Source organism: Sphingomonas sp. 320_CC, from assembly GCF_059691795.1.
Genome location: NZ_JCAWAE010000004.1, coordinates 533,780 through 557,163, shown reverse-complemented (window position 1 = coordinate 557,163; position 23,384 = coordinate 533,780). Strand labels below are relative to the sequence as shown.

Below are 23,384 nucleotides of genomic sequence, written 5' to 3'. Positions count from 1 at the left end.
GTGGGCGTCTAAGGGGCCGCAATCGTGATTCAGGCCTTAGCCTTCTACCTCTTCGCCTTCGTCGTCGTCCTGTCGGGCGCGCTGACGATCGCGTCGCGCAACCCGGTCCATTCGGTGATGTGGCTGATCCTCGCGTTCTTCAACGCGGCCGGCCTCATGATCCTGGTCGGCGCCGAGTTCATCGCGATGCTGCTCGTCATCGTCTATGTGGGGGCAGTCGCGGTGCTGTTCCTGTTCGTCGTCATGATGCTCGACATCGACTTCACCGAACTGCGCGCAGGCGTCGCCCGGTATTTCGGGATCGGTCTCGCATTGGCCGTCGCACTCGCCGCCGAGGTGATGATCGCGATCGGCGCATGGCGCACGGGGCCAATCCAGCTCGCACGTCGTGCCGCGCCGATCGATGACACCGTGCCCAACATCCAGGCGATCGGTAACCTACTCTACACGCGCTATCTGTTCGTGTTCGAGGGTGCCGGCCTGGTGCTGCTGGTCGCGATGATCGGGGCGATCGTGCTGACCCACCGCCAGCGTGGCGGCGTCAAGGCGCAGAACATCAGCCGCCAGAACGCGCGCCGTCCGCAGGACGCTACGCGCAACACGAGCCCGGTCGTCGGGCAGGGAGTCGAACTGTGACGATCGGTCTCGTCCATTATCTGGTCGTCGCGGCGATCCTGTTCACGATGGGGGTGCTCGGCATCTTCCTGAACCGCAAGAACCTCATCGTCATCCTGATGGCGATCGAGCTGATCCTGCTGGCGGTGAACATCAATCTCGTCGCGTTCTCGGCGTTCCTCCACGATCTCGTCGGACAGGTGTTCGCGATGTTCGTGCTGACGGTCGCCGCAGGTGAAGCCGCGATCGGCCTCGCCATTCTCGTGATCTATTTCCGCGGTCGCGGCACCATCGCGGTCGACGACGTCAACCGGATGAAGGGGTAATACGGTTGATCCAGCTTATCGTCTTCCTGCCGTTACTGGCCGCGATCGTTGCCGGGTTCGGCAATCGCGCGATCGGCAACGTGCCGGCGAAAATCGTCACCACGGCCGCACTGTTCGCGTCGTGCCTGTTGTCCTGGCCGATCTTCATCGGCTTCCTTTCGGGCACCAGCACGGCCACCGTCGCGCCGCTGCTCGACTTCATCCACTCCGGCGACATGAACGTCGCGTGGTCGCTGCGCGTCGACGCGTTGACCGCGGTGATGCTCGTCGTCGTCACGTCGGTCTCGGCGCTCGTCCATTTGTATAGCTGGGGCTATATGGACGAGGATCCCGACCAGCCGCGCTTCTTCGCGTATCTGTCGTTGTTCACCTTCGCGATGCTGATGCTCGTGACCGCGAACAACCTCGTCCAGATGTTCTTCGGCTGGGAAGGCGTGGGTCTCGCATCCTACCTCCTGATCGGGTTCTGGTTCCGCAAGCCTTCCGCCAGCGCCGCGGCCATCAAGGCGTTCGTCGTCAACCGCGTCGGCGATCTCGGCTTCATGCTCGGTATCTTCGGTACGTTCCTGGTGTTCGGCACGGTCTCGATCCCCGAGATTCTTGCTGCTGCCCCCGGTATGGAGGGCTCGACGCTTGGCTTCCTCGGCTACCGCTTCGACACGATGACGGTGCTCTGCCTGCTGCTGTTCGTCGGCGCGATGGGCAAGTCGGCGCAGCTCGGCCTGCACACTTGGTTGCCGGACGCGATGGAAGGCCCGACCCCGGTGTCGGCGCTGATCCACGCAGCGACGATGGTCACCGCCGGCGTGTTCATGGTGTGCCGCCTGTCGCCGATGTTTGAGATGAGCCCGGTCGCGCTGACCGTGGTCACCTCGGTCGGTGCCGCGACCTGCCTGTTCGCGGCGACCTGCGGCCTCGTGCAGACCGACATCAAGCGCGTGATCGCGTATTCGACCTGTTCGCAGCTCGGCTACATGTTCTTCGCGGCCGGTGTCGGCGCATACGGCGCGGCGATGTTCCACCTGTTCACGCACGCGTTCTTCAAGGCGTTGCTGTTCCTCGGCGCCGGCTCGGTCATTCATGCGATGCACCACGAGCAGGACATGCGCTATTACGGTGGCCTGCGTAAGAAGATCCCGGTGACGTTCTGGGCGATGATGGCGGGTACGCTCGCGATCACCGGTGTCGGCATCCCCGGCATCTTCGGCAACACCGCGATCGGTTTCGCAGGCTTCCATTCGAAGGATGCGATCATCGAGGCGAGCTGGGCTGCGGGCCAGCCGGGCGTGTGGTTCGTCGGCGTGCTCGTCGCGTTGCTGACCAGCTTCTATTCGTGGCGCGTGATGTTCCTGACCTTCTGGGGCAAGCCACGCTGGGCTGCATCGGAGCACATCCAGCATGCGCTTCACGATGCGCATGGTCATGACGGCCACGCGCATGACGCGCATCATGCGGACGATCATCATGCGAACCCGGCTCAGGCCGAGGATGCAGGGCACGCGCCGCACGGTCATCACGACGCCGCGCATGCGCCAGCCGAGGGCGATGGTGGGTATCACCCGCACGAGAGCCCGTTGCCGATGCTGATCCCGCTGATCGTCCTGTCGATCGGTGCGGTTCTCGCCGGCTTCGTGTTCCACGGCTTCTTCATCGAGCCGACCGCAGGCGAAGAGTTCTGGAAGGGCGCACTCGCGTTCCGCGAACATCTGATGCACGAGATGCACGGCGTGCCGTTGCTGATCAAACTGTCGGCTACGATCGCGATGCTGCTCGGACTGCTGACCGCCTGGTACGCCTATATCAAGGCCCCGACGTTCCCGGCCAAGGTCGTCGAACAGTTCGGCGTGCTCTACGACTTCCTGCTGCATAAGTGGTATTTCGACGAGCTGTACGACCTGATCTTCGTCCGCCCGGCGTTCGCGATCGGTCGTTTCCTGTGGCACCGCGGCGACGAGAAGACGATCAACCGGTTCGGGCCCGACGGCGCGACCTGGGTCGTCCTGATCGGTAGCCGTGTCGCCAACCGCTTCCAGACGGGATATCTCTACACCTATGCCTTCGTCATGCTGATCGGGCTGACCGCAGCCGTAACCTGGGCGATCGGACTGTAATGACCGGCTTTCCTATCCTCTCCGTCCTGATCGCGGTCCCGATGATCGCGGCCATCGCGTGCCTGTTCGTCTCGGCGAATACGGCACGGACGCTGGCGCTGTCGGCAACGCTGATCGACTTCGTTCTCGGCATCATGCTGTGGATGAACTACGATATCGGCGGCGCGCAGTGGCAGTTCGTCGAGCATGCCCCCGGCATCTTCGGCCCGTTCGGCTGGTCGCTCGGGATCGACGGCTTCGCGCTGATGCTGATCATGCTCAGCGTGTTCCTGATGCCGATCTGCATCGGCGCCAGCTGGCGCTCGATCACCACGCGCGTGCCCGAATACATGGCGGCGTTCCTGTTCACCGAAGTGCTGATGATCGGTACCTTCGCGGCGCAGGACCTGTTCCTGTTCTACGTGTTCTTCGAAGCCGGCCTGATCCCGATGTACCTGATCATCGGCATCTGGGGCGGCGCGAACCGGATCTACGCGTCGTACAAGTTCTTCCTGTACACGCTGCTCGGCTCGGTCCTGATGTTCATCGCGATGCTCTACATGGCGAAGACTGCGGGCACGACCAGCATCCCGGCGCTGATGAACTACGACTTCCCGGCGCCCGTGCAGACGTGGCTGTGGCTGGCGTTCTTCGCGTCGTTCGCGGTCAAGATGCCGATGTGGCCGGTCCACACCTGGTTGCCCGATGCGCACGTTCAGGCGCCGACCGCAGGCTCGGTGATCCTGGCCGGCGTGCTGCTGAAGCTCGGTGGATATGGCTTCCTGCGCTTCCTGCTGCCGATGTTCCCCGAAGCCTCGGGTCAGCTGACCTGGCTGATCTTCGGCCTGTCGGCGGTCGCGGTGATCTACACGTCGCTCGTCGCGCTCGTGCAGTCGGACATGAAGAAGCTGATCGCCTATTCGTCGGTGGCGCACATGGCGATCGTCACGATCGGCCTGTTCGCATTCAACCGGCAGGGCATCGAGGGCGCGATGATCATGATGCTGAGCCACGGCCTGGTATCGGGTGCATTGTTCCTGTGCGTCGGCGTGATCTACGACCAGCTCCATACCCGCGAGATCTCGCGCTATGGCGGCCTTGCGATCAACATGCCGAAGTATGCGATCTTCTTCCTGTTCTTCACGATGGCCTCGATTGGCCTGCCGGGCACCAGCGGCTTCGTCGCCGAGTTCCTGTCGCTGATGGGCACGTATCAGGTCTCGACCTGGACCGCTTTGCTCTGCACGACGAGCATCATCCTGGGCGCCGCGTACATGCTGTTCCTGTACCGTCGCGTCGTGTTCGGCGAGATCAAGTCGGATGACGTTCGTGCGATGGTCGACCTGTCGGGCCGCGAGATGTGGCTGCTCGCACCGATTGCAGCCGTCGTGCTGTGGATGGGCGTGTATCCCGAGAGCTTCCTGGCACCGATGCGCAAGGACGTGGGCGTGCTTCTCGCCCGTGTCGACCGCGCCAAGCCTGCCAACGATTCCAACCCAACTGCGGGGAAGCCCGCCGCAACCGTCCATAGTGCCGCGCACGGGGAGGCACACTGATGGATTACGCTGCTAACATCGCAATGACGCTGCCCGAACTGGTGCTTGCGTTGGGTGCGATCGCCCTGATGCTCGTCTCGGCCTGGGGCGGGGACAAGTCCACGCGCGCCGTCTCCATCGCCGCCGTCTTCGTGCTGGTCGGGGCAGGGATCGCACTGGTCGGTCCGGCGTCGTCGGGTGGCTATGCGTTCGACGGCCTGTACCGCGCGGACGCGTTCGGCGCGTTCGCCAAGGTGCTGATCTACATCGCCTCGGCGGTCGCGATCGTCATGGCGCCGAGGTTCTTCGCGCGGACGCACGGCGACGATCTGCGTCCGGAATATCCGGTGCTGGTCCTGCTGTCGGCGTGCGGCATGGGGATCATGGTCTCGGCCACCGACATGCTGACGCTGTATGTCGGTCTCGAACTCCAGAGCCTTGCGGCATACGTCCTTGCGAGCTTCATGCGGCGCGACGGGCGTTCGGCGGAAGCCGGCTTGAAGTATTTCGTGCTCGGCGCGCTTGCCAGCGGCATCCTGCTGTACGGCATCTCGCTGGTCTACGGGTTCAGCGGCACGACGTTGTTCTCGGGCATCTCGGAAGCCTATGCAGGCACGAAGTCGCTCGGCCTGCTGTTCGGTCTGGTGTTCGTGTTCGCTGGCCTCGCCTTCAAGATCAGCGCCGTGCCGTTCCACATGTGGACGCCCGACGTGTACGAGGGCGCACCTACCCCGGTCACCGCGTTCTTCGCGTCCGCCCCGAAAGTCGCGGCGCTTGCGCTCAGCGTGCGCGTGGCGGTCGATGCGATGGGCCCGGCAACCGACCAGTGGCGCCAGATCGTGATCTTCGCGGCGCTCGCCTCGATCATCCTCGGTGCGGTCGCCGCGATCGGCCAGACCAACATCAAGCGTCTGCTGGCGTACTCGTCGATCAACAATGTCGGCTTCGCGCTGATCGGTCTGGCAGCCGGGACGCCGGAGGGCGTATCGGGCGTGCTGATGTACCTGACGATCTACGTCGCGATGACGCTGGGCTCGTTCCTGGTGGTGTTGCAGATGCGTGGTGACGACGGGCAGCCGGTCGAGACGATCGACAGTCTCGCCGGCATGTCGCGGACCCGGCCTGCGTTGGCGGCGGCACTCGCGATCTTCATGTTCAGCCTCGCCGGCATCCCGCCGCTGTTCGGCTTCTACGCGAAGTTCGCGGTGTTCAGCGCAGCGGTCGACGCCGGGCTGTTCCCGCTGGCAGTGGTCGGCATCGCCGCCTCGGTGATCGGCGCGTATTATTACCTGCGTGTCGTCAAGACGATGTACTTTGACGACCCCGCTCCGGCGTTCGCGCCGATGGAGAGCAAGGTCGAGGGTGGCCTGATCGCCATCGCCGCGGTGTTCGTGTCGCCAGCCGGCTACCTCCTCATCCCCGTGCTCGGCGCGTGGACGATGGCGGCCGCACGGGCGTTGTTCTGAGCATCATCCGCACCGTCGCGGAGACAGGATCGACCAACGCCGACCTGCTGGAGCTTGCACGCGGCGGTGGCGAGGACGGTCTCTGGCTGCGTGCGATCCGACAGACGGCGGGGCGGGGGCGGCTCGGGCGGGAGTGGTCGTCACCCGAGGGTAACCTCTACGCGAGCACGCTCGTCCGGTTGCGACCTAACGATCCGCCAGCCGCCAGCCTAGCGCTGGTCGCCGCGGTCGCCTTGCAGGAAACGGTGTCGACGTTTCTCGTCGCGGGGATCTGCCAGGGCACGACCGATGCGAGCGAGACGCTTGTCCTGAAATGGCCGAACGACCTGTTGCTGGCGGATGCCAAGCTGTCGGGTATCCTGCTCGAACGCGCGGACAATGCGGTGATCGTCGGCTACGGCGTCAACATCGCGCATCATCCCGATTTGCCCGACCGTGCGACGACGGATCTCGCCGCGCACGGCGTGGTCGTCGAACCGGCGATGTTCCTCGACATCCTCGCCGACAGCTTCGCGCGCTGGATCGGCCGTTGGCGCACCGAGGGCATCGCCCCCGTCCGCGAGCGCTGGGTCGATTGCGCGCACCCGGCGGGCACAGCGTTGACCGCGCGGCTCCCCGATGGCACCGGGATCGACGGCCTGTTCGTCGGGCTCGACACCGACGGCGCGCTGATCCTCCGCTTGGCGTCTGGCGAACGGCGTGTCATTCACGCTGCCGACGTCTTCCTGCTTTGAGGCCCCGCTGATGCTGCTCGCGATCGATGCCGGCAATACCAATGTCGTGTTCGCGCTCGTCGAAAGCGGCGAAATCGTCGCACGCTGGCGGATCGCGACCGATCCCCGGCGGACGGCGGACGAGTATGCGGTGTGGTTGAGCCAGTTGATGCAGCTTGGGGGGCATGATCGTAACGCGGTCGAGGGCGTAATAGTCGCCACCGTCGTCCCGCGCGCGCTGCACAACCTTCAGGTGCTCGCGTCGAAATACTTCAACACCGAAGCGCTGATCGCGGGCCACGCTCCGGTCGAATGGGGCATCTCTATCGACGTCGACGAGCCTGCGTCGCTCGGTGCCGACCGTGCAGTCAACACGATCGCCGCGCACGCGCTGCATCCCGGCGATCTGATCGTGATCGATTTCGGCACCGCAACCACGTTCGACGTCGTCGACTATAGCGGCGCGTACAAGGGCGGGATCATTGCGCCGGGGATCAACCTGTCGCTTGACGCACTGGTCACCGCCGCGGCGAAACTCCCGCGGATCGCGATCGAGGCGCCGAGCGATACAAGCGTGATCGGGCTCAACACCGTCTCGCAGATGCACATCGGCATCTATTGGGGCTATGTCGCGATGATCGAGGGGCTGGTCGCGCGGATGAAGCGCGAGATCGGCCGTCCCGTGAAGGTCGTCGCCACTGGCGGGCTTGCTACATTATTCGAGAAACAGACCGACGTGTTCGACGTCATCGAAGCCGACCTGACGATCCAGGGGCTGGCGATGATGTGGGATCGTCACCATATCTAGGGCCATTGGGCTCGCGCCGACCGGCCTGCGGGCCATATTCCTGTATAATCCTGAAAGTAATCAATGACTCCGAAGAACGAACTCCTTTTCTGTGGCCTTGGCGGCTCCGGCGAAATCGGCATGAACGTCAACCTGTACGGCTGCCAGGGCAAGTGGGTGATGGTCGATCTCGGCATCACCTTCGCCGATCCGCAATATCCCGGCGTCGACGTGATCCTGCCCGACCTGTCCTTTATCGAGGACCGGATCGATGACCTGCTTGGCATCGTCATCACGCACGGCCATGAGGATCACATCGGCTCGCTGCCGTATCTCGCCGAAGACCTCGGCGTGCCGATCTACGCGACCCCGTTCACGATGGGCCTGATCCGCGGCAAGCTCGAGGAAGAGGGCATCGCCAACCGCGTGAAGCTCAAGATGATCCCGATGGGCGGCAATTTCCAGCTCGGGCCGTTCGGCTTTACCTTCGTCGAGATGTCGCATTCGATCCCCGAGGCGAACGCGCTGCTGATCGACACCCCTTACGGTCGCGTGTTCCACACCGGCGACTGGAAGCTCGACAAGAACCCGGTGATCGGCAATCCGACCACGCCCGAGGGCTTCATGGCGATCGGCGACAAGGGCGTCGACGTGCTGGTCTGCGATTCCACCAACATCTTCAACACCACCGCATCGGGCAGCGAGAGCACCGTGCGGAAGGGCCTGTTCGAGGAGGTCACCAAGGCCAAGGGCCGCGTGATGATCACCAGCTTCGCGTCGAACGCCGCGCGGCTGCACACCTTCGGCGAAGTCGCGAAGGAAACCGGGCGCAAGTTGTGCGTGACCGGACGTTCGCTCGACCGGATCATCAAGGTCGCGCGTGCGACCGGCTATCTGAAGGATTTCCCCGACACGATCAGCCCAGACGAGGCGATGCGCCTGCCCAAGAACAAGGTGCTGATCATCGCCACCGGTGGCCAGGGTGAAGAGCGCGCGGCGCTGGCGCGTGTCGCCAATGGCCAGCACACGATCACGCTTGAGGCCGACGACACGGTGATCTTCTCGTCGAAGCAGATCCCGGGCAACGAGGTCCAGATCGGTCGCATCCAGAACACGCTGGCGGCCAAGGGCATTCGCATGATCACCGAGCGCCAGGCGCACGTCCATGTGTCGGGCCATCCGGGTCAGCCCGAGCTCGCGCAGATGTATGACTGGCTCCGGCCGGAGGTACTCGTGCCGACGCATGGCGAGATGCGCCACATGATGGAGCATGCGCGCTTCGGTCTCGAGCAGGGCATTCCGCGCGCTATCGTCCAGAGCAATGGCGACATCATCCGTCTGGCGCCCAAGGGCCCGGCGAAGATCGGCAACGCGACGGTCGGGCGTCTCGTGCTCGATGGCGACGTGATCCTCCCGGCGGACGGCGCGACGCTGAGCGAGCGGCGCAAGCTGGCGATCAACGGTCAGATTTCGGTCGGCGTCGCGCTCGGCAAGGACGGCCGGATGGTCGGCCAGCCGCAGGTTCGCGTGCAGGGCGTGCCGGTCGAGGAAGACCGCGCGGCGTTCATCGCCGATGCGGTCCAGGCGGCCACGGACACGGTACGCGGTGGCAAGCGCGAGAGCGAGAAGATGCGCGAGCAGATTCGTCTCGCAGTGCGCAAGGTCGCCAAGCGCTGGACCGGCAAGCAGCCGATCGTCGATGTCCTGCTGATCGAGGGCTGAGCCGATGCGCTGGACCTCGGCACTCGCGATCTACGTCCTGTTCTGGTCGTTCTCGGTGTTCCTGGTCCTGCCGTTTGGCGTGAAGACGACGCGGGAGGTCGGGGGCGAACACGTCCCCGGCCAGGCGGAAAGCGCGCCGCACGAGTTTCGGCCGGGGTGGACGGCGTGGCGGGTGACTGTGGTCGCGACGGTTCTGTTCGTGTTGTTCCAGCTGAATTATTCTTACGGGTGGATCACGCCGCAGAGCGTCGACCTGTTCGACCGCGGGAACATGGTCACGCGCTGAGGGGCGACCCCACGATCCTCCCCCGCAAGGGGGAGGTGGCTGGCTCTTGCCAGACGGAGGGGGAGGAAGTGGTAACCTCTGTTCCGTGTCCTCCCCCTCCGTCACCTTCGGTGCCACCTCCCCCTAGCGGGGGAGGATTACACAGTCGTCGTTACCCCGGCGATGCGGCCGAACCTGCCAGCAAGCCGCCATCGATATTGATCTCTGTCCCCGTAATATACGTCGCCTCGTCCGACGCGAGCATTACCGCGACCGCGGCGACTTCGTCGGGTACCCCGAACCGCTTCAACGGCGTATCGGCCACCAGCGCTGCCATCCGTGCCTCGCGGTCCGGCCCATCCCCGAGCATCGGCTCCCAGATCGGCGTCAGTATCGCCGCGGGATGCACCGAGTTGCAGCGGATCTTCCACCCCTGCTGCGCGCAATACAGCGCCACCGTCTTGCTGTGATTGCGGATCGCCGCCTTCGACGACGCATAGGCCGCGGCGAGGGGAATCCCGACCAGCCCGGATCTCGACGAGATGTTGATGATCGAGCCGGCCGGCCACCTTCATCGCGCCGATCGCATAACGACAGCCGAGGAACGTGCCGTCGAGGTTGACCGCATGGACCGCGCGCCAGTCTGAAAGGCTAGCATGTTCCGGATCGTGCGCGACCATGCCGTGCTCGAAACCCGTTACGCCCGCATTGTTGACGAGCACGTCGACCACCGGAACGATCTCCGCCAGGCGCTGCCAATCCGCCTCTTCGCGGACGTCGAGCCTTTCGAACCGGCAGCCTATCGCCGTCGCAGCCTCGACGCCGGCGGTTTCGTCGATGTCGGTGAGTATGACGATGGCGCCTTCGTCGTGGAAGCGCTCGGCGATCGCGCGGCCGATGCCGCGGGCTGCGCCGGTTATGACGCAGATCTTCATGTTCAGTCTTGGCATTTGGGCCTCGAAATATGAGTCCGGTCGGCGGATTGCTCCGTTAGCGGTGACGTTGAATCATTTCGGGAGGTCGTTTTCAGCGCAGGCGTTCGATTGCCTGCGCCAGTGCCACGTACAGCTTGCCCATGTCGGATGAGAGCAACGTCACGCCGAGCGGTGAGCCGTCGCGTTGCGTCAGGATCGTGCGAAGCATGGCTTCAAAGTCGTGGATGTAGCGGTTGACCATCTCGCGGAAGGTCTCGTCCTCGTCATACAGCCCGGCGATCTCGCGGACTTCGCTGGCGTCGAGGATGCGGACGGCGCGGCGCGTGAAGACGCCGCGATCGCCCTTGAGATACGCTCCCCAGGCACTGTCGGAGATTTCGGGTGCGATCGCCTTGGTGATGTCGATCGAGGCGGAGTTGAGCGATTCGATCAGCAGAGAGACCCGGCGCGCGAAGGTGTCCTGGTCGGCGTCCTCGCGCTCGGCGCGGGCTTCCTGGAGCCGCGTTTCGACGATCGCGGTCTGGTCGACGATCGCCTGGACTTCGCGCGCAAGGCGTTCGGTCGCGCCGGTAGCGGCGTCGACCGCGGCGCCGGTGGCGTCGGTGAGCGCCTTGACCTGGCGTTCCACGGTGTCATTGGTCGCGCGCCGCATCGCGTCGGCGCTGGCGGCTTCGAGTGCGGCTGCGGCTTCGGGAATGACCTTCGACAGCGTCTCGCGCGCCTTGTCGGCGGCGACGGCGGCGGTCTCGCGGACGCGGTGGAGCGCCTCGATCAGCTGCGGCGCGGCGTCTTCGGCGAAATGCTGCGTCCGGCCGATCGCCTCATCGACCATGTGACCGAGCGCATCGGCCTTCGCGCGGCCGGTGTTGAGCGTGTTGAGCAGGTCGGTCGAGAGCGTGTCGAGCACATGGCGCTGTTCGCCGATCACCCCGGCGATCGCCTCGATCGCGTCGTGCGTGCTCTCCGCCGCAGTGACGAGCGCGAGCAGTTCGGGGCGTGCCGAAACGACGATGCTCTTGCTGGCGAGGACCTGCGTATCGAGGCGGCCGAGTGCGGCTGGCATCGTTTCGTCGATCTCGCGCGCGGCAGAGTCGAGGGCGACGAGCAGTGTTTCGGTCGTCGCGATAGTCCGGTGCGCCATGTCGTCGCCAGCCCGAAGCGCTTCGGTCATGGCATCCGCGGAGCCGCCTAGCGCGCTGATCGATACCGCGAGATCCTGCGTGCGCTCGGTGCCGTGGCGATGGAGCAGTTCGATCCGGGATTCGACTTCGCCGAGTCCGGTGTGAAGATCGTCGACGATACGGTCGCCGGCGCTGCGTTGCAGGTCGAGACGGATCGCGACGCGTTCGATCGCGTCCTCGACACTGGCGATCCGCTTGGCGAGCGCTTCGGCGCTGTCGCGGGCGGCGCTGTCGAGTGCGGCCTGGTTCGCGCCGACCATCGCCAGCATCGCGTCACCCTGCGCGGCGATACCACGGCGTGACAGGTCTACCGCGTCGGCGGTGCGGTTGAGCAGTGCGTCGACCGCCGCGGACATGCCGTCGGTGACCGATTCGAGATGCGCGCCGGCGGTCTGGCTGGTCGCCTCCATCCGGACGATGTGGGCGGCGAGACGCTGTGCGGCGCCGCTGGCCATCGCGTCGGCATCGCGGCCGCGTTCGGCCAGCGCTACGATCTGCGCGTCGAGGGCGGCGGCGTGTTCGCTCGCAGACAGCCCGGTGCGTTCGAGGCGCTTGGCGACGTCGTCGATATCCGCCTGCGCGCGGGGGAGGGTGGCGATCAGGACGCCGAGGCTCGTCTGTGCGCCGGCCGTCGAGGTCGCCAGATTGCGCGCGTGCGCTGCGGCTTGGTCGATTTCGGAGACCATGCCGCGGCCAATCGCTGCGAGTTGCTCGGTCGCGCCGCCGCCCATCGCCATCAACGCGTTCAATTGTTCGGCGAGGTGCTGGCGGTTGGCGTCGATCGTGTTCGACAGGGCGGCGACGGTGCGTTCGAGGCTCGCCGCCTCGTCGCGCATCGCCTGCGCGGTAATGCCGAACCGGTGCGCCTCGCTACGGCTGGTCCGCATCGCGAGCAGCCAGACGATGCCGATCAGCGCCGGGATAACGCAGAGCGCGGCGATGAACTGGACTAAAGCAACCGGCTCGATCGTCGCGAGCGAACCGCGCGCGAGCCACAGCATCGCCGCCAGCCAGACGACCACGACGGCAACCGCGATACCTACGTAAAGGCGTGCGCGGTCGGGCGCAGGGTCTTGATAAACCTCATCGAAACTGGATTCTGTGACGGTGTCGGACATGTTTTCTATCACCGGATCCATCACGATATCCGCGCGAATGGGATGGGCATTGCCTGCCGACGCGCGAAACCCGATCATTGACGAACCCCCGTTCATGAACTGCGGAAGTATCATGAATTGCAGCGGGACAAAACGGATGATGCGATCCTTGCGCGTTCATCCGTCCGGTAAGCAGGGCGGCACGGCTTACGATCCGGCGACCATAAGGTTAGGTACCGTACGACGCGCGGTTTCGTGCCTGCACGCCGAACCGAGCCTTGGCGCAGGGCGGTTCGGCCGAACGCGGGCTTTGCAGGACGGCGCGTACCGCCTAACAGCCTGCGATGCTTGCCGGCCTATTATTTGCAATTCATGATGCCGACGATCGCCCCGATCGTCTTGCTGCGACCTTGCCCTTCAGCGGCGTGACGCTGATCGAGTATCAGGCGCGGTTGCTGATCGCCGCCGGCGTTTCGCAGATCATCATCGTCGTCGCGCGCATGACACCCGAATTGCTCGGGGCGATCAACCGCATCGGACGACGCGGCGTGAGCGTCGATACGGTACGATCCGCGATGGAAGCTGGCGAGAAACTTCATCCGCTGGCACCGGTGCTCATGCTCGGCGACGGGCTCGTCACCACCGACGCGATCGTCAAGGCGATGGCGGTCGAAGATGGCGACTGCCTGCTCGTCGTCCCCGAGAGCGACGCAGGGCCGGGGTTCGAGCGTGTCGGCGGGCAAATGGCGTGGGCCGGCGTCGCTCGGCTGAGTTCGAGCCGGATCGCCGAAGTCGCGGGCCTGCCGCAGGATTACGATCTCCAGTCGTCGCTGTTGCGGTTCGCAGTGCAGTCGCGCGCGACGCACGTGCTGCTGCCGACCGACGCGGTGCGCGGTGGGCATGGGATCGAGCGTCAGGCGCGGACGCTGGAAGAGCGCGGGCGCGCGGTGCTGATGACGATCGTGTCGGGGCGGCGCGGCTGGTTCGACCGCTTCGTTCTCGCACCGATCGCGCGGCTCGCATTGCCGCTGCTGGTCGATCGCGGTGCGGCTGGTACGACCGTTGGAGCCGCCGGCGCAGCGCTGGGCGTGGCCGGACTGGTGACGATCGGCTTCGGGCTGCCGTCGATCGGCCTGGTCCTGTCGCTCCTCGGATGCGTAGCCCTGGCACTCGGCTCGGTGCTCAGCGGACTGCGCGACGATGCGTCGATGGCCCGGGGGCAGACCCTGGCGATCGGCGGCGTGGCCGCGGCATCGATCCTGGTCTTCGCGTTTTTTGTCAGCGGCTATGCTGGGAACAACACCGCATTGGCGATCGGTACCGCGCTCGTCGCGATCGGCGCGCTGGCCGAACGCGCCATCCTCGAGCGCGAACGGCAGATGTGGTGGGGAAGTCCGGCGGCCTATCTGCTGATCATCGCGCTGTTCGCGATCCTGGGGTTCCCGGTGTTCGGGCTCGGCTTGACCGCGGTGTATGCGACCGCGACGCTGGCCGTGGTCATCGAGCGACTTCGCCGAACGCCTTAGGCGGACCTTAACGTCCGGAGGCTAAGCACGGGATCATGTCGGTCGGTCCAGACCCAGTGCGTGACGTCGTGTCGCCCTATGATCCCGTTGCGCGAGCGGAGGATGCACGCCTGCGCGCGGACGCGCGGCTGACCGGAACGATCGCGGATTTCTTTCTCGATGCCGATGCACGGCTCGACGACCGGACGCGGCTGATGCTCGCGCAGGTGCTCGGCGCGATCGTCGGGGCGATCGAATGGGACATCCGCCGACATGCCGCACGACTGCTCGCGGGTGGTGGCGCGACGCAGGCCGGGGAGGCGATGTTGAAGGCCGGGGCGGACGGCGTTCTCGATCGTCTCACGCGGGCGGGATTGCTTCGCGACGAAGAATTGATGGACGAACTGATCGCGCGCGTGCGGCATGACCTGATCGCCGCGTCGTTGCCGGTCGAGGTCGCGGAACCCGACGAAGCGAGCTTGCTGGTACGGCTGGCGGGGGTGCCGGACAGCGTGGTGGCGTCGGCGGCGTCTGCGCTGCTGGCTGCGGAAAGCCGGCGGCGGGTGGCGAACGAGCAGGGGGCCGTCGGGGGCAGCGAGTTGCCGGCCGAACTGCATCACCGGCTGGTCTGGTGGGTGGCGGCGGCCGTGCGCGATGGCTTGAAGTCCGTCACGCGGGAAAGCGACCGGGCGATCACCGATGCGGCACAGCGCAGTCTCGCGGCGCATGACGAAGGCGAGCGACCCGATGCGGTAGCGACGCGGCTCGCCGGAGCGCTCGATGCGCGACCGAACGAATTGCCTGCGGTGCTGGTCGAATCGATCGGCGACCGGCGGCTGTCTTTGTTCGTCGCGGTGCTGGCGCATGCGATCGGCATCGCGTTCGATCAGGCGCGGGCTATCACGCTGGACCCGGAGGGCGATCGGCTGTGGCTGGCGTTGCGCGCGATCGATCTCGATCGGCCGACGATCGCGCGGATCGGGCTGGCGCTGTCGGAGGCGGATCCGCGGCGGGATATCGAGGCGTTTGCGGATGCGCTCGATGCGATCGTGTCGGTCGGGGTCGAGGATGCGCGTGCGTCGCTCGCGCCATTGGCGTTGAACCGCGATTTTCGGATGGCGTTGCGCGCGCTGGCGCGTACGGATCGGCGATGAGCGTGTTCGACCCTTCGATCGAAAGTCCGATCGCGCATGCGATCGTCGCACCGGACGGCTCGCTGTCGTTTGCGGACCCGGCGCTGGTTGCGCTCAACCAGCGGGCGGGCGGAATGCGCGGTGCGCCACTTGCCGTGCCGCAGCTTGCGACGATCGCCCGGCTCGCACGTCGGCTCGAAATCGTTGTGTCGCGCGGCGTGGTCGTCGCCGACGACGAAACGGACGTAGATCTCTGGGTGCGGGCTCAACCAGATGGTGAGAACGTACGGCTCACGGTGAGCGGCTGGCGCGAGATCGCGGCGTGGCGGCCGGCGCGACCATCGCCGGATACGCAGGACGATTTCCACGGCAGCGATACGGATTGGCGGTGGGAGACGGATTCCGCGCTGCGGCTGACGTTCGTCACGCTCGATGCAGGGCCGAAGCACGGGTTCGACGCGTTCGCCTTGCTTGGCCAGCCGCTGACGGCGATGTTTTCGCTGGATACCGGTGTGGATGGGGCTTTGCCGATCCTCGATTCTCTCGCCCGGCGACGCCCGATGACGGCGCAGCCCGCGCGGCTGCGGAGTTCCGGACGCGCGGTGACGTTGACGGCCAATGTTCGACATGATGCGGCGGGCGACTTTGCGGGGTTCGTTGGCGCTGCACGCATGGTGGTAGAAGACGCGCCGTCCCCTGCTGCCTCGACCGAGACACTGTCGCCGACCTTTACGAGCGGACTCGACAAGGCGTTGCGGGTTCCGCTCGCGCGTATCGTCGCCAACGCAGACAGCATCAATGCGCAGGCGGATGGCCCGGTGCAGGGCGATTACGCGGATTACGCCGCGGATATCGCCAGCGCCGGACGGCATCTGCTCGAACTGGTCGATGACCTCGTCGATCTCCAGGCGGTCGAGCGGCCCGATTTTGCACTCGTGCCCGAGCCGATCGACCTTGCCGATGTAGCGCGACGAGCGGCTGGGCTGTTGTCGGTGCGCGCGGCGAACGCAGGCGTCACGATCACGCGCCCGGCGCTGGACGTGCGTGTTCCGGCTCTGGGCGATTTCCGCCGCGTGTTGCAGGTTCTGGTCAACCTTGTCGGCAACGCGGTGCGCTATTCGCCACGCGGTGCGCAGGTGATCGTCACCGTGACGCGGACTCAGACCCACGCGGTCGTCGTGGTCGCGGACAAGGGCAAGGGCGTCGCGCCCGAGGATCAGGTGCGGATCTTCGAGAAGTTCGAGCGGGTCGATCCATCGGAGGCCGGCGGCAACGGGCTCGGCCTGTACATCGCACGGCGTCTCGCGCGGGCGATGCAGGGGGATCTCGGAATCGAGAGCGCACCCGGCGAAGGCGCGCGGTTCGTGCTGACGTTACCGGCGGATCCGGCGCGCCACTAATATCAGCGCGAGGCCGAACGCGGCGAGGAATGCACCGCGGTCCGCCCATGGCCGCTGATCGAGCATGAAGCTCGACTGCGGCCAGTGGACGTAACCGAGCCCCTGACCGATCCACAGCAGACCCATCAGCGCGCTGAGCACGCCGACGATCATCAGAATCGGCCGAAGGGCCTTCATCAGCGTGACGCCATCGGGACGTAGTCGCGCGCGGTCGGGCCGCTGTACAGCTGGCGCGGGCGGCCGATCTTCTGGTCGGGATCGGTGATCATCTCGTTCCACTGCGCGACCCAGCCGACGGTACGGGCGAGCGCGAAGAGGACGGTGAACATCGACGTCGGGAAGCCGATCGCCGAGAGGATCACGCCCGAGTAGAAATCGACGTTCGGGAACAGCTTCTTCTCGATGAAGTACGGATCGCTGAGCGCGAGACGCTCGAGCTCGATCGCGACGTCGAACACGGGGTCGGTGACGCCCAGCTCGCCGAGCACTTCCTTGACGGTCGTCTGCATGACGGCCGCGCGCGGATCGTAGTTCTTGTAGACGCGGTGACCGAAGCCCATCAGGCGGAACGGATCGTTCTTGTCCTTGGCGCGGGCGATGTACTCGGGGATGCGGTCGACGGTGCCGATCTCATGCAGCATGTTGAGCGCGGCTTCGTTCGCGCCGCCATGCGCGGGGCCCCACAGGCAGGCGATGCCGGCCGCAATGCACGCGAACGGGTTGGCGCCCGACGAACCGGCGAGACGGACGGTCGAGGTCGACGCGTTCTGCTCGTGATCGGCGTGCAGGATGAAGATGCGGTCCATCGCCTTTTCGACGATCGGGTTCACGACGTACTTCTCGGCAGGGACACCAAACGTCATCTTTAGGAAATTGCCGGTGTAGCTCAGCGTGTTGTCCGGATAGACGAACGGCTGGCCGACGCTGTACTTGTACGCCATCGCGGCGATCGTCGGCATCTTGGCGATCAGGCGATGCGACGCGATGACGCGCTGCGCCGGATCGTGGATGTCGGTCGAATCGTGATAGAACGCCGACAGCGCGCCGACGACGCCGCACAGGATCGCCATCGGATGCGCGTCGCGGCGGAAGCCACGGAAGAACTGCGCGAGCTGCTCGTGCACCATCGTGTGGCGCGTGATCGTGTTCGAGAAGTTCGCTAGCTCGTCTTCGCTCGGCAGTTCGCCATTTAGCAGCAGATAGGCGACTTCCATGAAGTTCGACTGCTCGGCCAGCTCGCCGATCGTGTAGCCGCGGTGCAGCAGCGTGCCCGCGTCACCATCGATATAGGTCAGCTTCGACTGGCACGACGCCGTCGAGGTAAACCCCGGATCATAGGTGAAATTGTCCGTCTGCGCGTACAGCTTGCGGATATCGATGACATCGGGTCCGACCGTACCGGACATCACCGGATACTCGAAATCCTTGCCGTCGACCTTGAGGGTTGCGGTCTCGCTCATGCTTGTATCCTTCCTCGAAATCTTATCAGCTAGCCATCCGGTCGGCGATCCGTCCCAGGCTCTCGTCGCGCCCGAGCAGGTCGAGCACATCGAAGATCCCCGGCGACGTCTTGCGTCCCGTCAGCGCGGCGCGAAGCGGCTGTGCAACCTGGCCGAGCTTGACGCCCCACGCTTCGGCCACGCGCCGTACCGCGCCTTCGAGCGCCTCCGTATCCCACGTGGCGAGCGCGTCAAGTTCGGCATGGGCATTGACCAAAATCGCACTCGCTTCACCCTGCAAAAGGCTCGCCGCGGCGTCGTCCATCGCCAAGGGCCGTTGGCTGAACAAGAAATTCGACCCTTCGGCCAACTCATTCAGGTTTGCGGCACGCGGCTTCAGGACGGGCATTGCGCGAGTCAGAAGATCGAGTCCGCCGGTCGGCAGGTCGTGGCCAAGGCGATCGGCGGCGAGCTGTGCCAGCCGCGCGTCGTCGGCTTCGCGGATGTAGTGGCCATTGAGATTCTCGAGCTTCTTCAGGTCGAAGCGCGAGGGCGACTTGCCGACGCCCGACAGATCGAACCACTCGACTGCCTGTTCGCGGCTGATGATCTCGTCGTCGCCGTGACCCCAGCCGAGCCGGAGCAGGTAATTGTCGAACGCCTCGGGCAGGATACCCATCTCGTCGCGGTACGCTTCGATGCCGACTGCGCCGTGACGCTTCGACAGCTTGGCGCCGTCGGGGCCGTGGATCAGCGGGATGTGCGAATAGATCGGCTCGGGCCAGCCCATCGCGCGGTAGATCGGCAACTGGCGGAACGCGTTGTTGAGATGATCGTCGCCGCGGATGACGTGCGTGACGCCCATGTCGTGATCGTCGACGACGACCGCGAGCATGTAGGTCGGCGTGCCGTCGGAGCGGAGCAGGACGAGGTCGTCGATCTCTTCGTTCTTGACCGTGACGGCGCCTTGCACGCGGTCCTCGATCGTGACGGCGCCTTCCTGCGGCGCGCGCAGGCGGACGACATGGGGAAGGCTCGGCGCTTCGCTTTCCGGGCGATCACGCCACGGGCTGCGGATGCGCAGCGGCTTCTTCGCGGCCTGTGCCTCGGCGCGCATCGCGGCAATCTCGTCGTTGGTCATGTAGCAGCGATAGGCATGCCCATTTGCCACCATCTCGTGCGCAACCTGTGCGTGGCGCTCGGCGCCCGCGAACTGCATGACGACGTCGCCGTCCCAGTCGAGCCCGAGCCAGCGCATCCCGTCGATGATCGCGTCGATCGCCGGCTGGGTCGAGCGGACCCGGTCGGTATCTTCGATCCGCAGCAGGAATTTACCCCCGTTCGCCTTTGCGAACAGCCAGTTGAACAGCGCTGTGCGCGCGCCGCCAAGATGCAGGAACCCCGTCGGCGACGGAGCGAAACGGGTAACCACGGGTGCGGCCGAATTGGCGGTGCCCGTATCAGATATTGCGCCCAACCGCGGGTGCTCCCAGACTGATGAAACGATGGAGAAACGATGGCCATGACAGCCGTCGCCGCCCCTAGCATGCGTCCTTGGCGGCGACAAATGGGCGTGCCGCGATGGGGGGCCGTCGTCGAGCTTGCCGTGGAGCGCGGGGGCCTGGCGGTCGAGCGCTGGCTGGAGGCGGAGCGCGACCAGTTGGTGCTGTGGCTGCCGGTGATGCTGGGGAGCGGGATCGCGTTGTGGTTCGCTTTGCCGGACCCGCCGGCGTGGTGCGTGGCGGTGCTGCTGCTGGTGGCGAGTGGGCTGACTTGTCTGGCCGTGGGGCAGGGCGGGCGTGCGGCGCGCTCGCTGGCGATTGGTCTGCTGACGGCGGGGCTCGGTCTTGGGTTGATCTGGGCTCGGTCGGAATCGGTGGCACGACCGGTGTTGGGCGGCCCGACGATCGCGAGCTTTTCGGCCAAGGTGGAGGCGATCGAGCCGCTGGTAGCGCGCAAACTGGTGCGGCTGACGGTTCTCCCACTTGGTAAAGGTGTGGAGACTGATGGGCAGCCGGTTGCCTTGCCATACCGAGTCCGCGTCAACCTCGCGGAGGCCGATGCGCCCAAGCTGCTCGGGACCGGGGCAGTCGTGCATTTGCGCGCCCGCCTGATGCCGCCACCTTTGCCAGCGGTGCCGGGCGCCTACGACTTTGCCCGGGTCGCGTGGTTCGGCGGAATTGGCGCGACCGGACGCGGTTTCGCACCGGTGGTCGTAACGACGCCGAGCGAATCGGGCGCGGGCATACGCGTCGCGCTGTCGCACCACATCGTTTCGCGGCTGGACGGCAGCGCAGGCGGCATCGCCGCCGCCCTAGCAACGGGTGACGTCGGTGCGATCAGCGAGGACGATTCGGAGGCGATGCGCCGGGCGGGGCTCGCGCATCTGTTGTCGGTCAGCGGGTTGCATATCACCGCAGCCGTGGCGGCGACGATGCTGATCGTGTTGCGGCTGCTGGCGCTCAGTCCGTGGCTGGCGCTGCATGGGCGCCTGCCGTTGATCGCCGCGCTGGCGGGTGCGGCGGCGGCGATCGGCTATACGTTGCTGACCGGCAGCCAGGTCCCCACGATCCGATCCTGCGTGGCCGCCTTGCTCGTGCTGGCCGCGCTGGCGATGGGACGCGAGGCGATGACCTTGAGGCTGGTCGCGGCGGGGGCGGCGTGTGTCATGCTGGTCCTGCCCGAATCGGCGGCGGGGCCGAGCTTCCAACTCTCGTTCGCGGCGATCACCGCGATCATGGCGCTGCACGAACATCCGGTGATCCGCGCGTTCTTCGGCCCGCATGACGAAGGGCGGGGACGCAAGCTGGCGCGGGGTGTCGCATCGCTGCTGCTCACGGGGCTGCTGGTCGAATTCGCACTGATGCCGATCGCGGTCTATCATTTCCACAAGGCGGGGCTGTACGGCGCGTTCGCCAACATCGTCGCGATCCCGTTGACCACGTTCGTCGTGATGCCGCTGGAGGCGCTGGCGCTGCTGCTCGATGCGGGCGGCTTCGGCGCGCCGATCTGGTGGCTGGTCCAGCGCTCGCTCGATGCGCTGCTGTGGCTCGCGCATATCGTGGCCAGCGCTCCCGGCTCGGTGCGGTCGTTGCCCGCGATGCCGACGGCGGCGTTCGTGCTCATGATTGTCGGGGGGATTTGGATCGCGCTGTGGCGGACTTGGTGGCGTCGGTTGGGTATTCTGCCGCTCATGGTCGGCGCGATCTGGGCGCTGACCACGCCAGCGCCTGACGTTCTGGTGACGGGAGACGGTCGCCACGTCGCGGTACGAACCGCGGCGGGGCTGGCAATGCTGCGTGACCGGGCAGGCGACTATACGCGCGACATGCTCGCCGAGAATGGCGGGGTGGACGGCGAGCCGCTCCTGCTCGCGGACCAACCCGATGCCCGGTGCAGCCGCGATCTGTGCGTCACCGATATCGCCGCGCGTGGGCAGATGTGGCGGATACTTGCGACGCGCAGCGCCTATATGGTTCCGATTGCTGAGTTCATCGCCGCCTGTCAGGGCGCCGATATTGTCGTCAGCGAACGCGGTCTGCCGAGACGGTGTGTACCGCGGTGGTTGAAACTGGATCGTCGTGTACTCCGGCGTACGGGGGGCGTCGCGCTGACCTTGGGGAGCGGGACAGTCGTGACCATCCTGAACGCAGGTGATCGTCACCCTTGGCGCGATCCGCCTCTCCTCGAACGCACCGCGCATTCGTTCAGGCCGCGCTATGACCGGTTTCACGGTACTGCGCCGGCGTTTCGTGCCAGCCGAGGCCGTCAAAAGTAGAAATGTTCACGTGAAGGCGCACAGTTGCGAAGGTGATGCGATTCGGGAGACCTTCACACCTTCATGAACGATGAGCCGACGTCGGTTTTTCCGTGGTCTGCGAAGACAAATAGACGCCAATCTAAGCACCACATCTTCGCGCCTTTGCGCCTTCGCGTGAACAAAATCATCCGTCATCACCTGCGATCGCAGTGCGAAGAATTTGTTCACGCGGAGACGCGGAGCCGCGGAGAATTTTGATACGATGGATGAATCGGGCTGGCTATTGTTCAGTCTCACTACCGAAGGCATTGGAACAGCTTCATCCCTCCCCGAACGCAACACCTCCGCGTCTCCGCGCGAACCAATTCTTCGGCTGCGCGGGGGGCAGATGGCGATATGTTCGCGCAAAGGCGCGGAGGCACAGATATTTAGGGTTCGAGTCGAGGTCGCGCTTATGCATCGAAGCGGGACAGAGTCTTCCGGACGCTTGGCGGTCTTTGCTTGGGCATATCGAAGAACTGTCTCGGACAACTCCGAGTACATCGCTTAATTTGCCGATCAGACCGGTCGCTGTCGCTAGCGGGAGAGAGCGACTTGGCTCACCAGCTTGAGCGGGCACTTTTCCTAAGCAGCTAAAACAGAGACCGGCCTGCGCGATGATAACGCAGGTCGGTCTCCGCGACTCAGTCGTAGCGGCGGAGGATGCCGGAGAGTTTGCCTTGGACGCGGACCTGGGCGGGGGCGTAGCGTTGGGGGTCGTAGGCTCGGTTTGCCGGGTCTAAGCGGACCATGGCGCCTTCGCGGCGGAAGTATTTGAGGGTGGCTTCGCTGTCTTCGATCAGCGCAACGACGATCTCGCCGTCTCTCGCCGTTTCGGTGCGGCGGATCAGGGCGTAGTCGCCGTCGAGGATGCCCGCTTCGACCATCGAGTCGCCCGAGACTTCGAGAGCGTAGTGTTCGCCGGTGCCGAGCAGCGCGGCGGGGACGGCTAGCATGGTGCTGCCTTCGAACGCCTCGATCGGGACGCCGGCAGCGATGCGGCCGTGGAGGGGAATCTCGATGACGTCGTTGGCCGGTTGCGGGGTCGCGGCGGCGGGAGCTGCCTTGACGTTCGATGCCTTTGACGGCGCCTTTTTCTCCGCACGTTCGGGCATGCGCAACACTTCGAGCGCGCGCGCGCGGTTCGGCAGGCGGCGGATGAAGTTGCGCTCCTCGAGCGCGCTGATCAGACGATGGACGCCCGACTTCGATTTGAGGTCGAGCGCGTCCTTCATCTCCTCGAACGACGGCGAGACGCCGGTTTCGTTGAGGCGATCGTTGATGAAGCAGACGAGTTCGTGCTGCTTGCGCGTGAGCATGGCGGTTCTCCGTCCGGAACAGACTGGGAACTTCTATGGAACATAACTAACGCCGTC

Annotated in this window: 18 protein-coding genes and 1 pseudogene; 13 read left to right on the top strand and 6 right to left on the bottom strand. The window is 65.5% G+C overall.

The window, feature by feature from the left end; translation table 11 throughout:
* The first annotated feature begins 24 nt into the window (after positions 1–24).
* From AC59GX_RS18130 to AC59GX_RS18090, 9 genes are all read left to right on the top strand, one after another.
* Complete coding sequence (locus AC59GX_RS18130) at positions 25–636, top strand: NADH-quinone oxidoreductase subunit J (protein ID WP_060524713.1); 612 nt, start codon at positions 25–27, stop codon at positions 634–636.
* Positions 633–941, top strand: coding sequence for an NADH-quinone oxidoreductase subunit NuoK (nuoK, locus tag AC59GX_RS18125; protein WP_082441002.1), 309 nt, complete (start codon positions 633–635; stop codon positions 939–941). The genes AC59GX_RS18130 and nuoK overlap by 4 nt, the downstream gene beginning before the upstream one ends.
* Before the next feature lie 5 nt (positions 942–946).
* Positions 947–3,052, top strand: a complete 2,106-nt coding sequence (nuoL, locus tag AC59GX_RS18120; RefSeq protein ID WP_497302138.1) for an NADH-quinone oxidoreductase subunit L — start codon at positions 947–949, stop codon at positions 3,050–3,052.
* On the top strand, positions 3,052–4,587 hold the full coding sequence (locus tag AC59GX_RS18115) for an NADH-quinone oxidoreductase subunit M (RefSeq protein ID WP_426281943.1): 1,536 nt from the start codon (positions 3,052–3,054) through the stop codon (positions 4,585–4,587). The genes nuoL and AC59GX_RS18115 overlap by 1 nt, the downstream gene beginning before the upstream one ends.
* A complete protein-coding gene (nuoN, locus tag AC59GX_RS18110; protein ID WP_133019531.1) occupies positions 4,587–6,032 on the top strand; it encodes an NADH-quinone oxidoreductase subunit NuoN in 1,446 nt (481 codons plus the stop codon). The genes AC59GX_RS18115 and nuoN overlap by 1 nt, the downstream gene beginning before the upstream one ends.
* Positions 6,033–6,034: 2 nt before the next feature.
* On the top strand, positions 6,035–6,766 hold the full coding sequence (locus AC59GX_RS18105; RefSeq protein ID WP_426282434.1) for a biotin--[acetyl-CoA-carboxylase] ligase: 732 nt from the start codon (positions 6,035–6,037) through the stop codon (positions 6,764–6,766).
* Between the two features lie 10 nt (positions 6,767–6,776).
* On the top strand, positions 6,777–7,553 hold the full coding sequence (locus AC59GX_RS18100; protein WP_133019532.1) for a type III pantothenate kinase: 777 nt from the start codon (positions 6,777–6,779) through the stop codon (positions 7,551–7,553).
* Between the two features lie 63 nt (positions 7,554–7,616).
* A complete protein-coding gene (locus AC59GX_RS18095) occupies positions 7,617–9,254 on the top strand; it encodes a ribonuclease J (RefSeq protein WP_497302137.1) in 1,638 nt (545 codons plus the stop codon).
* Positions 9,255–9,258: 4 nt separating this feature from the next.
* Positions 9,259–9,540 (top strand): DUF1467 family protein, encoded by a 282-nt coding sequence (locus tag AC59GX_RS18090; RefSeq protein ID WP_426281945.1) that lies wholly within the window; start codon positions 9,259–9,261, stop codon positions 9,538–9,540.
* Positions 9,541–9,691: 151 nt separating this feature from the next.
* Here AC59GX_RS18090 and AC59GX_RS18085 read toward each other — a convergent pair.
* Positions 9,692–10,469 (bottom strand): annotated as a pseudogene (locus tag AC59GX_RS18085) (SDR family oxidoreductase).
* A 76-nt stretch (positions 10,470–10,545) separates the two neighbouring features.
* Positions 10,546–12,753: a coiled-coil domain-containing protein gene (locus AC59GX_RS18080; RefSeq protein WP_497302136.1), complete on the bottom strand. Its 2,208-nt coding sequence runs from the start codon at positions 12,751–12,753 to the stop codon at positions 10,546–10,548.
* 323 nt (positions 12,754–13,076) lie between these two features.
* Between AC59GX_RS18080 and AC59GX_RS18075 the strand changes: the two genes are divergently transcribed.
* From AC59GX_RS18075 to AC59GX_RS18065, 3 genes are read left to right on the top strand one after another with little or no spacing between them, the layout of a single operon-like run.
* Positions 13,077–14,258 (top strand): hypothetical protein, encoded by a 1,182-nt coding sequence (locus AC59GX_RS18075; protein ID WP_333960164.1) that lies wholly within the window; start codon positions 13,077–13,079, stop codon positions 14,256–14,258.
* A 35-nt stretch (positions 14,259–14,293) separates the two neighbouring features.
* Complete coding sequence (locus AC59GX_RS18070; RefSeq protein WP_497302135.1) at positions 14,294–15,391, top strand: DUF2336 domain-containing protein; 1,098 nt, start codon at positions 14,294–14,296, stop codon at positions 15,389–15,391.
* Positions 15,388–16,770 (top strand): sensor histidine kinase, encoded by a 1,383-nt coding sequence (locus AC59GX_RS18065; protein ID WP_426281948.1) that lies wholly within the window; start codon positions 15,388–15,390, stop codon positions 16,768–16,770. The genes AC59GX_RS18070 and AC59GX_RS18065 overlap by 4 nt, the downstream gene beginning before the upstream one ends.
* On the opposite strand, the gene AC59GX_RS18060 is transcribed toward AC59GX_RS18065, so the two are convergent.
* The 3 genes from AC59GX_RS18060 to gltX are packed head-to-tail and all read right to left on the bottom strand — an operon-like array spanning position 16,744 to position 19,686.
* Positions 16,744–16,947, bottom strand: coding sequence for a hypothetical protein (locus AC59GX_RS18060; protein ID WP_060524735.1), 204 nt, complete (start codon positions 16,945–16,947; stop codon positions 16,744–16,746). The genes AC59GX_RS18065 and AC59GX_RS18060 overlap by 27 nt on opposite strands.
* Positions 16,947–18,230, bottom strand: a complete 1,284-nt coding sequence (locus AC59GX_RS18055) for a citrate synthase (protein WP_056048581.1) — start codon at positions 18,228–18,230, stop codon at positions 16,947–16,949. The genes AC59GX_RS18060 and AC59GX_RS18055 overlap by 1 nt, the downstream gene beginning before the upstream one ends.
* A 25-nt stretch (positions 18,231–18,255) precedes the next feature.
* The gene (gene gltX, locus AC59GX_RS18050; protein WP_497302134.1) at positions 18,256–19,686 is read right to left on the bottom strand and encodes a glutamate--tRNA ligase; all 1,431 of its coding nucleotides are present in this window, start codon (positions 19,684–19,686) and stop codon (positions 18,256–18,258) included.
* 90 nt (positions 19,687–19,776) lie between these two features.
* On the opposite strand from gltX, the gene AC59GX_RS18045 reads away from it, so the two are divergent.
* Positions 19,777–21,987 (top strand): ComEC/Rec2 family competence protein, encoded by a 2,211-nt coding sequence (locus AC59GX_RS18045; protein WP_426282435.1) that lies wholly within the window; start codon positions 19,777–19,779, stop codon positions 21,985–21,987.
* 665 nt (positions 21,988–22,652) lie between these two features.
* Here AC59GX_RS18045 and lexA read toward each other — a convergent pair.
* Positions 22,653–23,327, bottom strand: coding sequence for a transcriptional repressor LexA (gene lexA, locus AC59GX_RS18040; protein WP_426281950.1), 675 nt, complete (start codon positions 23,325–23,327; stop codon positions 22,653–22,655).
* Between the last annotated feature and the right edge of the window lie 57 nt (positions 23,328–23,384).

What these genes read in the sequence shown, in the direction of transcription:
- AC59GX_RS18055 (WP_056048581.1), bottom strand. Translation starts at nt 18,230, where the DNA reads ATGAGCGAGACCGCAACCCTCAAGGTCGACGGCAAGGATTTCGAGTAT.
- AC59GX_RS18065 (WP_426281948.1), top strand. Translation starts at nt 15,388, where the DNA reads ATGAGCGTGTTCGACCCTTCGATCGAAAGTCCGATCGCGCATGCGATC.
- AC59GX_RS18075 (WP_333960164.1), top strand. Translation starts at nt 13,077, where the DNA reads ATGCTTGCCGGCCTATTATTTGCAATTCATGATGCCGACGATCGCCCC.
- AC59GX_RS18095 (WP_497302137.1), top strand. Translation starts at nt 7,617, where the DNA reads ATGACTCCGAAGAACGAACTCCTTTTCTGTGGCCTTGGCGGCTCCGGC.
- nuoN (WP_133019531.1), top strand. Translation starts at nt 4,587, where the DNA reads ATGGATTACGCTGCTAACATCGCAATGACGCTGCCCGAACTGGTGCTT.
- AC59GX_RS18060 (WP_060524735.1), bottom strand. Translation starts at nt 16,947, where the DNA reads ATGAAGGCCCTTCGGCCGATTCTGATGATCGTCGGCGTGCTCAGCGCG.
- AC59GX_RS18115 (WP_426281943.1), top strand. Translation starts at nt 3,052, where the DNA reads ATGACCGGCTTTCCTATCCTCTCCGTCCTGATCGCGGTCCCGATGATC.
- lexA (WP_426281950.1), bottom strand. Translation starts at nt 23,327, where the DNA reads ATGCTCACGCGCAAGCAGCACGAACTCGTCTGCTTCATCAACGATCGC.
- AC59GX_RS18080 (WP_497302136.1), bottom strand. Translation starts at nt 12,753, where the DNA reads ATGTCCGACACCGTCACAGAATCCAGTTTCGATGAGGTTTATCAAGAC.
- AC59GX_RS18070 (WP_497302135.1), top strand. Translation starts at nt 14,294, where the DNA reads ATGTCGGTCGGTCCAGACCCAGTGCGTGACGTCGTGTCGCCCTATGAT.
- AC59GX_RS18100 (WP_133019532.1), top strand. Translation starts at nt 6,777, where the DNA reads ATGCTGCTCGCGATCGATGCCGGCAATACCAATGTCGTGTTCGCGCTC.
- AC59GX_RS18045 (WP_426282435.1), top strand. Translation starts at nt 19,777, where the DNA reads ATGGGCGTGCCGCGATGGGGGGCCGTCGTCGAGCTTGCCGTGGAGCGC.
- AC59GX_RS18090 (WP_426281945.1), top strand. Translation starts at nt 9,259, where the DNA reads ATGCGCTGGACCTCGGCACTCGCGATCTACGTCCTGTTCTGGTCGTTC.